This is a genomic window from Variovorax sp. YR216, assembly GCF_900107745.1.
Classification (GTDB): Bacteria; Pseudomonadota; Gammaproteobacteria; order Burkholderiales; family Burkholderiaceae_C; genus Variovorax.
Window position 1 is genome coordinate 46,961 of the sequence record NZ_FNRO01000013.1, and the last position, 14,070, is coordinate 61,030.

Consider the following 14,070-nt stretch of genomic DNA (forward strand, 5'->3'; position numbering starts at 1 on the left):
CTTTGTCTCGCTGGTCAGTTATAGATTGATTGGACATCACGCGGGCTGCCCGCCTTCGACAACGAAGCTCACCACAGTCGCGCACGAGCCACCGATGTTGAGGGTCTGGATGCGACGCGCCCCTTCGATCTGGCAATCGCCCGCCTTGCCGGCCACCTGTCGGGCGGCATCGAACAGCATGCGCGAGCCGGTGGCGCCCACCGGGTGCCCGCAGCCGATCAGGCCGCCACTCATGTTGACGGGGCATGCGCCGCCGGGGGCGATGGTGCCGTCTTCCACCGCCCGCCAGCTCTGTCCGGGCGGCGTCAGGCCCAGGTGGTCGATGGCGACGTATTCGGTGGTGGTGAAGCAGTCGTGCGTCTCGATGCCGTCCATCGACCGCACGTCCTGCACGCCGGCACGCCGCCACGCATCTTCGATGGCGGTGCGCAGGTGGGGGAACACGTAGGGCTGGTCCCGGCTGCGCTCGAACTTGTCCAGAAGACGAAGGCCCGCGTTGCGATGGCCCCACCCGGCGATGCGCGCCAGTTGGTCCAGGCCCTGGCCGGTGCGCCGTGCATGCGCCTGCGCAAACCGCGCCGAGGCGAGGACCACGCCGCATCCGCCGTCAGTGATCTGCCCGCAGTCCTGGCGCCGGGTGCCGGGCTCGATGAGGGGGTTGGCCTGGTCGTCGTCGGTGAAGCTAAGTTCGTCGAAGCGCCATGCACGCGTCTGCGCCAGCGGGTTGCGCTTCGCGTTGCCATAGTTGATCTCAGCGATGCGATTCAGGTGCCGCCGGTCCAGCCCGTAGCGCTTCCCATACTCCTGCGCCACGCGACCGAAGGCGGCGGGCCACATGAAGGTGCAGTCGAAGCCCTCGCGGTCCTGCCAGGCCGCCGCGTTCTGGTTGACCGATGCCTCGTTGCCCGGGAGGTTCTTGAACTCCTCCACCCCAAGCACCAGCACGCAGTCGTAGCGGCCCGCCTCGATCTCGGCCATTGAGCTGAGCACCGCCAGCGACGACGAGGCGCAGGCCCCTTCATGCCGCATGGCGGGCACGCCCCACAGCTCGGGCGCCACCTGCGCCACCATGGCGCCCAGGTGGGCCTGACGGCGCTGCAGTTCGCCAAAGGCGTTGCCCACGTGGATGCTCTGGATGTCGGACGCGTCGACGCGGCTGGCTTCGATGGCACCCAGCGCGGTTTCGCGCGTCATGTCCGAGATGTCCTGCCCCTGCCGCGCCCAGGCCTTGGCAAAGTCGGTCTGGTGGCCGCCGAGGATGTAGACGGGGGAATTCATGCACTGTCTCCTTTCGCCTGCCGGCTTTGTGCTGTCTCTTTGATCTCGCTGCCATCTGCCCAGCAGGAATGGGTGCCGCTGCTGATGCGGTGCGGCAGCACGATGCGCGCCACCGGACCACGGGATATGTCCCGCGCATCCAGCACCACGCATTCGGACCGGTCGGCCTTCATGTCGGTGATGAAGCTCACGACGTAGCCGTCGTCCTCGGCCTGCGCGTCATGGCAAGGGGCCATCGGTGATTCGCTGCCAAAGCGGCCTTCGCCGAACAGGTATTGCTGCGACCGGCCGCTGATGTGGTCGTAGCGCAGGATGCCGTCGAACAGGAAGGAGCCGGGGTGCGCCACCATGTTGTACGAATAGCGGTAGGGCCTGCCCCAGTGGCGCGCATTGACCATGCCGAACTCGAGCAGGCGCTCGTCCAGGCGGCGCTCGGTGGTCTTTCCGGTGGCCAGGTCCAGCCGCCATTCGTAGAGCGTCGGCCCGTAGCGCTCGGGGCCCAGCGTGTTGCCCGAGTTGTCATAGCCTGCCTTGGGCATCGGCTCCTTCTGGTGATAGCCGTGCATCACCAGCTCGCTGCCCTCTTCCCAGGCGTTGAGCCAGTGCAGCACGTAGGTGGGGCTGGCCTCGAACCACCGGATCTCGCGGCTGGCCATGTGGCGGCGCGGAACGACGGCGAATCGCGTGGGTCGATCGGACCGGTACACGAGCTTGTGGCGGCCCTGCGCCAGCAGCGCCTCGTCCCAGTGCAGCGGAAAGTCATCGAGGATCGCGTAGTTCTCGGTGAAGCACATGTCGTGCGGCAGGCGCGGGCCCGACAACGGCACCGGCACGTAGTGCACAAGCCGGTCGTTGCGGTCCACCTCGCCATAGTGCATGTACGGCGCCTGCTTGGAGTAGTTGAAGAAGAGCAGGTCGCCGGTGCGCGGGCACACCTTGGGGTGCGCGGAGATGCCGCCATCGGCCAGCACCCGCGCCGCCCATGGCGAGACGCCCTTCATGTCCAGCGTGCGCGCATCCAGGCGATAGGGTTCGCCGCACTGGTAGAAGGTGGCCAGCGCCTCACCCGCGTGAACGATCACGTCGGTGGCCGCGGTGTCGCGCAGGCCCCCGCGTGCGCCCCAGCCTGGGCGCTCGGACAGGGAGGGCTTGTCGATCAGGCCTGCGTACAGCGCCCGGCCTGCGCGCTGCTCCTCGATGAAGCCCTTGGTGCGCAGGAATCGATTGCGGTATTCGACCTGCCCGCGCCGGAAGCTCAGCAGGTGCAGCATGCCGTCTCCGTCGAAGGGGTGGTAGGTACCCCGAGGCTGCTGCACGGGATTCTGGGTGTTGCGCAGGTAGACGCCGTCGAGTCGCGGCGGAATCTCCCCGATGACTTCCAGCTCGCGGGCATTGAGCTCCACCAGATTGGGCGTGAACGGCCCGCTCATGAAGGGGTGGGTGCTGCCCACCAGCGGCGAGTGCACCCGGTCGATCACGTCAATTTGCATGATGCAGGCTCTCCTGGGTTCGACGGGCGAAGCGGCGCCCCGCGTCCCGGTACTCGGCGCACAGCCGATCGACCACGGCGGCCACCGGCTCCACGGCCTTGATGGCGCCCACGCCCTGGCCCGCGGCCCAGATGTCGCGCCAGCGGTTGGGCTTGCCCACGTCGTTGCTGTCGTAGCTCCTGGGCGGGGCGGAAGGCATGTTGTCCGGGTCGATGCCATTGGCGCGCAGAGAGGGCTTGAGCCAACTCGCGGGCGTGCCGGTCAGCCCGGCGCTGACGACGATGTCCTCGCTGCCGCAGTCGACCAGCATCTTCTTGTAGCCCGGGTCGGCCATGCTTTCGGCGGTGGCGACGAAGCGCGTGCCCATGTAGACCAGGTCGGCGCCGGCCGCGATGGCGCCGGCCACGCCCCATCCGTCGCTGATGCCCCCGCCGACGATCACCAGCCCGTCGAAGAATTCACGCACTGCGCTGACAAAGGCGAATGGCGAGAGCGAGCCCGTGTGCCCGCCCGCGCCGCTGCAGATGCAGGCGAGGCCGTCGGCACCGGCGGCCACCGCCTTGCGCGCAAGCGTCAGGCTGGTCACATCGGCAATCACGCGGCCGCCGTAGTCATGCACGCGCTTCAGCGCCGGCTTCGGGCTGCCCAGGGCCGTCACGACCAGCGGCGGCCGGTAGCGCGACAGCAGTTGCAGGTCGTCGGGCAGACGGGTGTTGGAAGAGTGCGTGACGAGGTTGGCGCACCAGGGGCCCAGCGTGGCCGGGTCCTGCGTCTCGCCGGCGCGAGCCAGGCCCTCGGTGATCCGGCGCATCCATTGCTCCAGCACGTCGATGGGCCGCGCGTTGGGCGTGGGAAAGGCCCCGACGATGCCCGCTCGACAGGCAGCCAGCACCAGATCCGGCCCCGACACCAGGAACATGGGTGCGGCCACGACCGGCACGCGCAGGCGAAGAAGAAGATCGACGCCGCTCATTCGCTTGCCTTGAAGCCGGAAAGCTGCACCGCCTCGGCCCAGCGTTTGCTGTCGGCCTGCACGAAATCGCGGTACTCGGTGGGCGACATGGGCAAGGCCTCGAAATCGAGCTCGCGCCACTTCTGCTGCAGTTCGGGATTGCCCAGCAGCTTGCGGAACTCGGTGTTGAGCCGCGCGATGACCACATCCGGCGTGCCCGCCGGGGCGGACAGGCCGGACCAGATGTAGATCGTCAGGTCGGCAAAGCCGGCTTCGCGAAAGGTCGGCACGTCGGGCATCAGCGGCGAGCGCTTGGGCGTCGAGACGGCCAGCACGCGCACCTTGCCACTGTCCACCTGCGGCTTGACGGCCAACAGAGGCAGGAAGGCCGCCTGCACCTGCCCGCCCACCAGGTTCTGCACCGCCGGCGGCGTGCCGTTGAACGGCACGTGCACCATCTCCAGTCCGGCGCGCTTGTTGAGGATGACACCCGCGAAGTGGGAGGAATTCCCGGCGGTGAAGGATGCATACGACGCGCCGCCGGGCGGGTTGCTGCGCGCCCATGCGATGAACTCCGACAAGGTGCGCGCCGGCACGTTGGCTGCGTTCACCGCCAGCACGAGGGACGCGCCCAGGAAGCCGGTCACCGGCTTGAAGCTCTTGTCGGCGTCGTAGGGCAGCTTGGCGAAGGTGTGCGGATTGATCGCCAGCATGCTGGTGTTGCTCAGCAGCAGCGTGTAGCCGTCGGGGGCCGCATGGGCGACGGTGGTGGCGGCGATGATGCCGCCGCCGCCGGCCTTGTTGTCGATGATGAGGGGCTGCCCGGTGCTTCGCTGGAAGTCCACGGCCACCTGCCGCAATGCCCCGTCGAGGGTATTGCCGGCGGCAAAGGGCACCACCACCCGCACCGGGCGTTCCGGAAAGGTCTGCGCCGCGGCCGGCCAGGCGGCGCAGGTGGTGGCCAGCAAGGCGGCCATGCCTTGGATGAAATTTCGCTTGAGCACGCTTGTCTCCTGCAGGTGTGTTTTCTTGTTCAGTGCAGCCATTCGCGCAGGGCGCGGGCCACGGCCTGCGGCTGCTCGACGGGCAGCATGTGGCTAGCGCCATCGACGATCTCGCAACGCGCACCGGGGACCAGTGCGGCGATCTCTTCGGACAGCGCTGCGGGCGTGGTGCGGTCTTCGCGTCCGCACAGCACGGTCACCGGCAGGTCCAGCCGCGACAGCGGCGCCCGGTGGTCGCCGCGTGCGGCAATGGCGCGCAGCTGCCGCATGGCGGTGTCCGCGCCCACGCGCAGCATCATGTCGGTGAGCTCGCGCACGCGTTCGGGCGATGGCAAGACGGTGCTCCACTGCACGATCCCGTCCACCACCTTCGCAAAGTCACGCTGCATCGCCGCGATGCTTTTCTCGCGGGTGGCGGCGCCTTCAGGGGTTTCCGGCCGCGCCGAGGTGGACAGCAGCAGCGCCGCGCGCAAGGGGCGCGCTGGCCGCGCCAGCATCTCGATGGCCACGTAGCCACCCAGCGAGAAGCCCGCGAGCACGACCGGCTGCTGCGCCGGAACGTCGGCCAGCAGGGCCCACGCGGCTTGCGCCATCTCGGCGATGGAGGGTTGCACCGGCGCGGCGGTGCGCACCTGCACCTGCGGGCCCATCGCCTCGACGACACCATGCCACACGGCGGCATCGTTGAGCATGCCCGGGATGAGCAACAGGACGGGCGTCACGCAGCGGTCTCCTCGCCGGCATGCTGGCGGCGCAACTCGCGCTTGAGCACCTTGCCCAGCGGATTGCGCGGCAACTGGTCCACCACGATGAGCCGCTCGGGCCACTTGAAAGCGGCCACGTGTTCGCCACTACGCAGGAAGGACACCAGTTCGTCCAGCACCACCTCCTGCCCGGGCTGCGCCACCACGACCGCACAGACGCGCTCGCCCAGCACCTCGTCGGGGTAGCCGATGAGCGCCACCTCGCGCACCTTGGGATGGGCCAGCAGCAGGCCTTCCACCTCCTCGCACGAGATGTTCATGCCGCCGCGGATGACGATGTCCTTGTGGCGCCCCGCGAAGCGGTAGAACTGGTGGCGCTCGCCCGCGATCTCGAACAGGTCGCCGGTGCGGTAGTAGCCCTGTTCGTCGAAGGCCCGCGCGGTGAGCTCGGGTGCGTTGAAGTAGCCGCTGAAGATCGTCGGCCCCTGGAAGCGCAGTTCGCCGATGCGGCCGGGCTCCAGGATGTCGTCGCCGGTGTCCAGATCCACCAGGCGGGTGCGCACCTTCTTCGCGTTCGACAGCGTCCAGGTGAAGCCCGGCACGCCGATGCGCGGAAAGTAGCGCGTGCGCTGACGGCGGTCCGGGACGTCCTGCGGCGTGGACGACAGGGCGGCGCCCTCGTTCGAGCCGAAGTAGTTCACCACCTCGACGCCGAACTGCTCCGCGAACTGCTCCACCAGCCAGTCGGCCAGGGGCCCGCCGCCCGAGCCGATGCGGCGCAGGCGCCCGAGCTGCACGCCCTGCAGCCGGGCGGGGTCCTTCAGCAGCATGCTCAGCACCGCGGGCGCCGCGACCGTGTAGTCGGTCGGGTGGTCGCGCAGCTGGGAGATGAACACATCCAGGTCGAAGGGATGGTGATGGTGCAGCTCGCCCCCCACCAGCAGCCATGCCGCCAGGCTGGTAGAGATGCCCGCCATGTTGACGAAGGGAAAGGGGATGACCATGCGGGCGCCGGGCTGCAGCTGGCCCGCGTCGATCACCGACTGGCCGACGATGAGCCATTCGTTGTGGTTGCGCGGAACTCCCTTGGGCCGCGCCTCGGTGCCGGAGGTCCAGCAGATCGTGACCACGTCGTGCGCGCTCAGGCCGATGCGCGCCATGTGCGAGCGCAGCTCCTGCGCGTCCCAGGGCTCGGTCGATGCCAGCATCGGGTCGAGCAGCTGCACGCCGTCAGGCAGGTCGCGGCCATGGGCCAGCACGCGCACCCGCTGGCTGAAGTGTTCGCTCCAGCTGCGCGCGGCCTGGTAGCTGCCCACGTGTGCACAGGTGACCGCATGGCGCGCTCCGGTGGCCTCCAGCACATGGGCGATCTCGTGGCTGCGGTATTGCATGGGAAGGGGCGACACCAGTACCCCGCTGCAGGCGCAGGCCAGGTACAGGGCGTGCAGTTCCACGCAGTTGGGCAACTGCACCACCAGCACGTCGTCCTTGCGCAGGCCCTGGGCATGCAGCAGGGCGGCCAGCCGCCCCACCTCGGCCAGCAGCTGCGCCCAGCTCCAGCGGCGTGCGGACTCGCCGGTGATCGCCGTCCGGTTGGGCGGGTCGGCGACCGCGCCCGCGTCGGGCTGCCGGACGGCGGTCGCGATGAACAGTTCGCCCATCGTCTGCTCGCCCCACCAGCCGCTGGCCACGTACTGATCGATCTTTTCTTGAGAAACCAGGATCATGTTTTCAGCTCCAGCGCTCCAGCACCTGTTGACTGACGTAGGTGGCATGAAAGCCGTGAGGCACCCGGCGCGGCAGCGGCACGCGCGCCATGGGGCCCTCGGCGAACCTGGCGCCGCGGCAATCGAAGAGCTGGACTTCGGACTGCCCGTCCGCCGGGTTCCATGCGATGGTGACCAGGTAGCCGTCGTCCTCGCTGCGCGGGTTGTTGCGCGGCGCAAAGCCCGGCTCGTTGTAGAACCAGCGGGGGCCCGCGCTGAACGCGACATAGCCGCCGGTCTGCAGGTCGTACTTCACCAGGCCGGGGAAACGCGGCTCCTCGCGTCCACCCTGCGGAAACAGCACGTGGTAGGACCAGCGGTTGCGCCGGCCCTGGTAGGCACTGTTGATGACGGGAAACTCGGTATTGAGCACATCGTCGATCGCGCGCTCGCTGGTGCGCCCGGTGCGCAGGTCGAAGCGCCATTCGTAGAGCATGAAGTCGCGCTGGCGCAGGTGGATGGTCCGCTCCACCCGCCGAAGGTCCGGCGCGCCCTGCGCGTCCTCATGGACACGGTAGGGCGTGCCCACCATCACCACCTCGTCGCCCTCTTCCCACGCGTTCACCACGTGGAGCATGTAGGTGGGTTTGGCCTCGAACCACCGGATCTGTTGCGCGTTGCCGTAGCGCGGCACCACCGCGAAGCGCGAGGGCTGGTTCTCCTGGAAGCGCACCTTGTAGCGGTCGGCCGCCAGCGCCTGCGGGTCCGGGCGAAGCGGGAAGTCGTGCAGGATGGTGTAGTGCTCGGTCACCGCCATGTCGTGCGGCAGGCCGGGGCTGTCGAGCGGCACTTCGATCTCGTGGCGCGGCTGGCGGTCGGGCCCGATCACGCCGTAGCGCATGTAGGGGGCCTGCAGCCCGTAGTCGAACCACAGCAGTTCGCCGGTGTGCTCGTCGGGACGCGAATGTGCCGAGATGCGGCTGAGTGCGCCACCGCAATCCGCGGGGCCGAGGGTCTCGAGCGTGTAGGGGTCGACCGCGTAGGGCAGGCCGGAGCGATACCACATGGTCACCAGGCGGCCGGCGTGGTACTTCACGTCGGTGTTGGAGGTGTTCTTCAGCGGCTCGTCGGGCCGGTCCGCGCGAAACGGCTCCTTCAGGCCCTTCCACAGCGCGTGGCCGGCCGCCTGCTCCTCCTGCAGCGCCGAGGTGCGCACCCAGCGGTTGCGGTAGCTGACCCGGCCCTTGTCGAAGCGAACGGCGTGCAGCATGCCGTCGCCGTCGTAGGCGTGGTAGCGCCACTCGGGCGTGAAGTAGGCATTGGGGCCGTTGCGCACGTAGATGCCGCTGAAATCGGCGGGCATCTCGCCGATCACCGGCAGATCCTCGAAGGTGTCTTCCTGATGGACCGGTGCGTTGTTCCCGTCGAGCGCGGGGATCTCGTGCACCGGCAGGTCGTCGGGCTTCATGTGTTTGTCTCCTGCAATGCCGCGACTCTAGGAATCGCCGGGTAGACCCGGTCTCCGCCAGCTCGCTATGTCAGAGACAATTTCGATATGTCAAACGCACCGCCAGTCGAGCCCGGAATTTCGCGCGTTCCCTGGACCTATGCCGACTACGAGGGCGACCGCCAGTTCGCCAGCACTCTGGCGCGCGGTCTGGAACTGCTGCGCTGCTTCTCGCCCCAGCAGCCCCTGCTGGGCAACAAGGATCTCGCGCAGCGCATGCAGTTGCCCCGGCCGACGATCTCTCGGCTGGTCTACACGCTGGTGTGCATGGGCTACCTCGCCCAGGATGCCGACTCCGGCAAGTACCGCCTCGGCTCGGCGGTGCTGTCACTCGGGTTCCCGCTGCTGGAGACCTTCCCCGTCCGCCAGCGCGCACGCGAGGGAATGATCGAGCTCGCGCAGGAATTCGGCGGCACGGTCGCCATCGCGGTGCGCGACCGGTTGGACATGGTGTGTATCGAGGTGGTTCGCGCATCGCCTCGCGCGGGGCACCCGATCGACATCGGCCGCACCTACACGATGTGCGGCACGGCCGTGGGACGGGCCTACCTCGCTGCATGCACCCCGCAGGAGCGGCAGGCGCTACTCAACCAGATTCAGGTGAAGGCACCGGACCAATGGGCACGCCACCGGGAGCGGCTGATGCAAAGCCTCGCCGCCTATCCGAACACGGGCTGCTGCGTGTCGGTGGGCGAAGTCTATGCGGACGTGCAGGCGGTGGCTGCGCCGCTGGGGCGGCTCGAGCGCGGCGAGCTGGCGGCCATCAACCTGTCCTTTCAGCGCCGCTCGCTGAACGAGCGCTGGCTGCAGGACGTGGTCGGCCCCAAGCTGCTCGCCCTGGCACGCCGCCTGAACTGAAGGCAGGACATTGCGCCCTGCCCGGGCGGGAGCGCCTTACTCCAGGCGGACGCCGGCCTGCTTGATCAGGACGGCCCAGCGTTGCTTCTCGTCGCTCACCTGCTGCGCGAACGCAGCCTGCGACCGATTGCCGGGGACATAGCCCAGGTCCGCCAGCTTCGCGGCCACGTCAGGCTCGCGCACCACCTTCATCACCTCGTCGTGCAGGCGCCGAACGATGTCCGGCGAGGTCTTGCTGGGGACGAACAGGCCGGCCCAGGTCATCAGCTCCAGGCCCTTGTAGCCCTGCTCCGCAAAGGTGGCAACTTCCGGTGTCCAACTCGATCGCTGCGAGCCGGTCACCGCGATCAGCCTGGCCTTGCCCGCGCTCACCTGGGGCTTGAGCGTGACGTAGTCGAGGATCACTGTCGACACCTCGCCCGCCAGCAGCGCATTCAAGGCCACCGAGCTGCCCTTAAACGGGACGTGCACCATGTCCAGGTGCGCCTCCTCGTTGAGCGCGTGCCCGAACAAATGGGTGGTGGAGCCCATGCCGATGGAGCCGTAGCTGTGGCTGCCAGGTTGCGCCTTGACCTGGGCGACGAATTCCTTGAGGTTGCGTGCGTCTACCTTCTGCGGGTTGACCGCCATCCACAGCGACGAGTTCACCACCTCGGCAACCGGCGTCAGGTCCTTGATCGGATCGTAAGGGAGCTTGGACATTAGCGTGGCGGTCTGCACGATCAGGGGCACGTTGAGCAGGATGGTGTGACCGTCCGGCGTCGCGCGCGCTACGTATTCCGTGGCGATCACGGTGCTCGCGCCGGGCCGGTTGTCGACGATCACCGGCTGCCGCATCGAATCAGACAGCTTGGCGCCAATCAGACGCCCGAGCACGTCGCCACCGCCGCCCGGCGCAAACGGCACCACCAGCTTGATGGGTTGGGAGGGATAGCGGGACTGCGCCCTGGCCAGCGTGGGCATCTGCATGACTGCGGCGGCAACCCCAAGGCCGCACAGCAGGTGTCTTCGCTTCATGTGTTTCTGTCTCCGGTCGTGGCACCGGCGGTGCGCCCCGATGGCACCGCGACAATGCTTGGTTTGTTGTATGTGCAGAGCAGGAGACTATGAGAGGTGGCCCGAGTAGCCCGGTCGCGATTTCGATATGTTGAAGCGCGTGTTGCCATGTTGGCGCGCGCGGTTACTCGGCCATGGGGCGCCACCCCGCCTAGCTGCCTCCGTCGTGTCCGTGCGTTGCGTACGTCGGGTGCAGGCCGGCGAGAAACTGAGGCGTTCGGATCAGGCTCCGGGATCGCAACGCCAGCGGCCTGGGCCATGTCCTCGATGGTCTCTCGGAAGGACATGCCTTTCATCTCCATGAAGAGCTGGACCGCGTCGCGATGGGCTCCGCAGCCAAAAAGCAGTGGTAGCTCTGGAGGGTTGGCGTGACGGTAAAAGAGCGGGTCTCTCTTTGTGGAAAGCTGTTGTCACACAACGATTTTCTATATTTCTAGTTGTCTATCGGCTCACTGAGGCGAGCACGGCTTGGTGCCTGCCATGGGCCTGGGTGCCAGCCTCTACTTGGCGGTGGGCGGCTTCGACAATCTATGGAGATCCTGGCTTGACAAGCCGACAGCGCTCGAAGTGATGCTGAAGCGGCGCGAGCCTGGATAGCCCCGGAAACCCGTCAAATAAAAAGAAAAAGCCCCGCCAGCAAGCGCCGCGAGGCTTTGTGGTCACTACGACCGATCGGCCGACGCACTCAGATGGAGTGCTGCAGGTGGAGCGGACGGTGAGCCGTTCGCTGGTCGAGATGCTTCATGCGGCGTTCGAGGTCATAGATGTCGACCGCGCCGGCGAGGTAGGTCTCTTCGAAGCTGGGCTGCGCGGGGAATTGGCTCTTAAGCGCGGCCATGGCGCTTTGCAAAATTTTCTTCATGGTAAGAGCAATTATAAGGGTTAACCCTAAATAACGCCACGCCACGCCACGCGAAGTCCCACGTCTCCGGCGCGCGCAGCTCGTCTGAAGACTGATTCTCGATAGTGAGGGCCAGTCCGATGTCGAAAAGGCGTTCGACAGCAGACCGCTTGGTTCGAGTGACGGGCCCGTTCATTGCATCGCTGCGGGCATGCTCACGCTTCAACAGAAGGTCCAGATTCTGCGTCGCGCAGGCATTGCCGTGCCTGCTCAGCCGCAGATGGTTGGCCAACTCGATGGAGCCTGCTGCACAAGAACGAGTCGTCATCCTCACTCTTGGGAGGAGCACATCAACGCCCTCTTCGCATTGCATGCCGTCGAGCGCGCCACACGAAGTCTGCAACAGGGATGTTCAAGCGCGCTGGATCCTGCTGAACGAGGTGCTCCAACGGATATGTTGCGCACGCCGTCGACCGGGCTCAGCCGGCCTGAACCGGCGCCGGCTTCAAGGACCTGCCGCGCGTAGCGAGCCATCAAAGGGTCAGCGAAGGGGTTTGGTGCATCCAGGTCGCGCGACGTGCAGACACGCCCGTTGAAGTCCTGTTCGAAGGCGACAGCGGTGCCAAAGATGCGGATGTGCAGGCCCGTATCGCGTGGCGGGGCGTGTGCAAAACACACCCGCGACGGCTTCCACTGCCTCCACCCACCGTGGGGGTCGACACCCACCAAACGAAAAAGCCCGCACGAGGCGGGCTTGGCTGAAATTGGTCGTGGGCACTTACGCGACCCACGTTACGGCACATTCACATGCAGGAGTCACCTATTGTTTTTCTCGTCGTGGTGGCTCTTGTCCGACGTGCCGCCGTGAGATTCGGCGTTGCCTGCGCAGGCGCTCCGAGCAAGTCTAGCCACTCGAAGGAGTGCGGAGTGTATCAGACTCCGCCCGGAGCGCCCCCGTCACCGATGCAGCGGACGATTCGAGTGACGTCTTGAGCGTTCGAAACGAGACGATTTTGATCTCTGGAATGAAATTGCTTGTTTGGCAGGCACCGCGTTCGGAGCCAATGGGGATGCGGCTTCGAAACGATGCTCGATAGGTTTTCCCCAGAGTCATCCACAGAAGGCGGGGAAAACCTGGCTTTGACACATCGACCAAAGTAAAGCGCGGCGGCCGCCAGTCACTTCACCTGCCGCCATCGACTTTAGAGGACGATAGAAGACATGCGCTTCGCTGACGCGCTGTCCAACGTGATCCTGCTGTGCTGGAGGCCGAGCCTCTCGAATTGAAGGACGCCATCCGTTACGTAGAAGCGCCGAACGAGCCGGGGCAAGCCCCTGCTCTGCGCGTCGGGCGTGAACGTGCGTGCTGCGCGAGGCGGATCTGACGATGCTGTGAAGACAGACACCGGCACCAGCATGACGGCCCCGCACGTGACAGGCGCGATCGCCTACTCCGAAAGCCCCATCGCCCTTTAACTGAAGGAGCAAAGCAAATGCCGAACTACCGCACATTCAAGCAGCATCTTGATCCGGCAATTGGCCCCAAGCGCATCCTCGCGCTCGACGGCGGTGGGCTGCGGGGTGTTCTGACGCTTGGCATGCTGCGCGAGATCGAGACGATCCTGCGCATCGGGCACGACGACGATCCGGAGTTCCGCCTCGGCAACTACTTCGATCTGATCGCCGGCACATCCACCGGGGCCATCATCGCCGCCGGCCTCTCGCTGGGCATGACGGTCGATGAGGTACACGGCCACTACATGGACCTCGGCAATCTGGTCTTCAAGCGCAGCCTGCTGCGTTGGGGCGCGCTGCGCGCGAAATACGACGCCGCCGATGTGCGCAAGGCCTTGCTCGCTGTATTCGGTGACCGCAAGCTTTCGAGCAGCGACTTCCGAACCGGGTTGCTGGTCGTGACGAAGCGGCTCGACACGGGCAGCGCGTGGCCGATCACGAACAACCCGAAGGCGCGCTACTTCGAGCGCGGTACTTCATCGACGACGATCCCGAACGGCGACTACCCGTTGTGGCAAGTGGTGCGCGCCAGCACCGCGGCGCCGTACTTCTTTGATCCGGAGACGATCGCGATCGGGCGCGCGGCCGACGGGCTTGAAGCCGTCAGCGGCGATTTTGTCGACGGCGGCGTGAGTCCCTCGAACAATCCCGCGCTGCAGGCACTGATGACCGCGACGATGGAAGGCTACCGGTTCGGCTGGCAGGTGGGCGTCGACAAGATGCTGGTCGTCTCGGTCGGCACCGGAAAGGCCGATCCAGCGGCTGGGCATGCCAACGTCATACAGGCCACGCCGGCGATCCATGCCGTGTTGTCGCTGAAGGCGCTCATGGAGGACTGCGCTGACCAGGTCGAGACGCTGATGCAGTGGCTTTCGAGTAGTCCGACCGCTCGCGACATCGATCGCGAGATCGGCAAGTGCGGCCCGCCACTCGGGGGCCAAGCGCTCTGTAGCTACCTGCGCTACAACGTGCAGTTCGAGGCGAGCTGGTGCAAGGAATTTCTTGGCGAGAGCCTCTCCGCGCAGTCAATCAAGGGGCTGGAAGCAATGGATGAACCGAAGAACATCCCGGAACTCGACCGCATCGGCCGGCTTGCAGGCGAAAAGCTGGTCAAGGCTGCGCATTTCGATATCGCCGCCGCGACGGTGGCGAACTGAGC

General features: G+C 66.7%; 13 protein-coding genes. 2 read left to right on the plus strand and 11 right to left on the minus strand.

All coding sequences use genetic code 11. The features are described 5' to 3' along the window. Window positions 1-36: 36 nt before the first annotated feature. From BLW05_RS25350 to BLW05_RS25380, 7 genes are read right to left on the minus strand one after another with little or no spacing between them, the layout of a single operon-like run. Entirely contained in the window at window positions 37-1,278 is a 1,242-nt protein-coding gene (locus BLW05_RS25350) for an acetyl-CoA acetyltransferase (protein WP_093166343.1), read from the minus strand. Continuing rightward, window positions 1,275-2,768 carry a carotenoid oxygenase family protein gene (locus BLW05_RS25355; RefSeq protein ID WP_093166344.1) on the minus strand — a complete coding sequence of 498 codons (1,494 nt, stop codon included), beginning with the start codon at window positions 2,766-2,768 and terminating at the stop codon, window positions 1,275-1,277. The genes BLW05_RS25350 and BLW05_RS25355 overlap by 4 nt, the downstream gene beginning before the upstream one ends. Continuing rightward, entirely contained in the window at window positions 2,758-3,741 is a 984-nt protein-coding gene (locus tag BLW05_RS25360) for an NAD(P)H-dependent flavin oxidoreductase (RefSeq protein ID WP_093166345.1), read from the minus strand. Before BLW05_RS25360 ends, BLW05_RS25355 begins: the two co-directional genes overlap by 11 nt. Then, complete coding sequence (locus BLW05_RS25365; protein ID WP_256330488.1) at window positions 3,738-4,724, minus strand: Bug family tripartite tricarboxylate transporter substrate binding protein; 987 nt, start codon at window positions 4,722-4,724, stop codon at window positions 3,738-3,740. The genes BLW05_RS25360 and BLW05_RS25365 overlap by 4 nt, the downstream gene beginning before the upstream one ends. Window positions 4,725-4,753: 29 nt before the next feature. Further along, complete coding sequence (locus tag BLW05_RS25370) at window positions 4,754-5,446, minus strand: alpha/beta fold hydrolase (RefSeq protein ID WP_256330489.1); 693 nt, start codon at window positions 5,444-5,446, stop codon at window positions 4,754-4,756. Further along, window positions 5,443-7,155, minus strand: coding sequence for a class I adenylate-forming enzyme family protein (locus BLW05_RS25375; protein WP_093166346.1), 1,713 nt, complete (start codon window positions 7,153-7,155; stop codon window positions 5,443-5,445). The genes BLW05_RS25370 and BLW05_RS25375 overlap by 4 nt, the downstream gene beginning before the upstream one ends. Window positions 7,156-7,159: 4 nt before the next feature. Next, window positions 7,160-8,602: a carotenoid oxygenase family protein gene (locus tag BLW05_RS25380; protein WP_093166347.1), complete on the minus strand. Its 1,443-nt coding sequence runs from the start codon at window positions 8,600-8,602 to the stop codon at window positions 7,160-7,162. A gap of 87 nt (window positions 8,603-8,689) precedes the next feature. Here BLW05_RS25380 and BLW05_RS25385 point away from each other — a divergent pair, with 87 nt between their 5' ends. Then, window positions 8,690-9,499 carry an IclR family transcriptional regulator gene (locus tag BLW05_RS25385; protein ID WP_093166348.1) on the plus strand — a complete coding sequence of 270 codons (810 nt, stop codon included), beginning with the start codon at window positions 8,690-8,692 and terminating at the stop codon, window positions 9,497-9,499. Between the two features lie 36 nt (window positions 9,500-9,535). Here the strand turns inward: BLW05_RS25385 and BLW05_RS25390 are convergent, their stop codons facing one another. The 4 genes from BLW05_RS25390 to BLW05_RS36870 all read right to left on the minus strand — a co-directional run bounded on the left by BLW05_RS25390 (window position 9,536) and on the right by BLW05_RS36870 (window position 12,122). Next, window positions 9,536-10,516: a Bug family tripartite tricarboxylate transporter substrate binding protein gene (locus BLW05_RS25390; protein ID WP_093166349.1), complete on the minus strand. Its 981-nt coding sequence runs from the start codon at window positions 10,514-10,516 to the stop codon at window positions 9,536-9,538. A gap of 724 nt (window positions 10,517-11,240) precedes the next feature. Beyond that, window positions 11,241-11,393 carry a DUF3563 family protein gene (locus BLW05_RS25395; RefSeq protein ID WP_177142811.1) on the minus strand — a complete coding sequence of 51 codons (153 nt, stop codon included), beginning with the start codon at window positions 11,391-11,393 and terminating at the stop codon, window positions 11,241-11,243. Then, window positions 11,380-11,724 carry a hypothetical protein gene (locus tag BLW05_RS35545; protein ID WP_143044918.1) on the minus strand — a complete coding sequence of 115 codons (345 nt, stop codon included), beginning with the start codon at window positions 11,722-11,724 and terminating at the stop codon, window positions 11,380-11,382. The genes BLW05_RS25395 and BLW05_RS35545 overlap by 14 nt, the downstream gene beginning before the upstream one ends. Window positions 11,725-11,726: 2 nt before the next feature. Beyond that, complete coding sequence (locus BLW05_RS36870; RefSeq protein WP_371126973.1) at window positions 11,727-12,122, minus strand: AraC family transcriptional regulator ligand-binding domain-containing protein; 396 nt, start codon at window positions 12,120-12,122, stop codon at window positions 11,727-11,729. Window positions 12,123-12,889: 767 nt separating this feature from the next. Between BLW05_RS36870 and BLW05_RS25410 the strand changes: the two genes are divergently transcribed. Then, the gene (locus BLW05_RS25410) at window positions 12,890-14,068 is read left to right on the plus strand and encodes a patatin-like phospholipase family protein (RefSeq protein WP_093166353.1); all 1,179 of its coding nucleotides are present in this window, start codon (window positions 12,890-12,892) and stop codon (window positions 14,066-14,068) included. Window positions 14,069-14,070: the final 2 nt, after the last annotated feature.

Coding starts and splice junctions, on each gene's coding strand:
- BLW05_RS25355 (WP_093166344.1), bottom strand. CDS start 2,768: ATGCAAATTGACGTGATCGACCGGGTGCACTCGCCGCTGGTGGGCAGC.
- BLW05_RS25375 (WP_093166346.1), bottom strand. CDS start 7,155: ATGATCCTGGTTTCTCAAGAAAAGATCGATCAGTACGTGGCCAGCGGC.
- BLW05_RS25390 (WP_093166349.1), bottom strand. CDS start 10,516: ATGAAGCGAAGACACCTGCTGTGCGGCCTTGGGGTTGCCGCCGCAGTC.
- BLW05_RS25380 (WP_093166347.1), bottom strand. CDS start 8,602: ATGAAGCCCGACGACCTGCCGGTGCACGAGATCCCCGCGCTCGACGGG.
- BLW05_RS25385 (WP_093166348.1), top strand. CDS start 8,690: ATGTCAAACGCACCGCCAGTCGAGCCCGGAATTTCGCGCGTTCCCTGG.
- BLW05_RS25360 (WP_093166345.1), bottom strand. CDS start 3,741: ATGAGCGGCGTCGATCTTCTTCTTCGCCTGCGCGTGCCGGTCGTGGCC.
- BLW05_RS25350 (WP_093166343.1), bottom strand. CDS start 1,278: ATGAATTCCCCCGTCTACATCCTCGGCGGCCACCAGACCGACTTTGCC.
- BLW05_RS25395 (WP_177142811.1), bottom strand. CDS start 11,393: ATGGCCGCGCTTAAGAGCCAATTCCCCGCGCAGCCCAGCTTCGAAGAG.
- BLW05_RS25410 (WP_093166353.1), top strand. CDS start 12,890: ATGCCGAACTACCGCACATTCAAGCAGCATCTTGATCCGGCAATTGGC.
- BLW05_RS35545 (WP_143044918.1), bottom strand. CDS start 11,724: ATGACGACTCGTTCTTGTGCAGCAGGCTCCATCGAGTTGGCCAACCAT.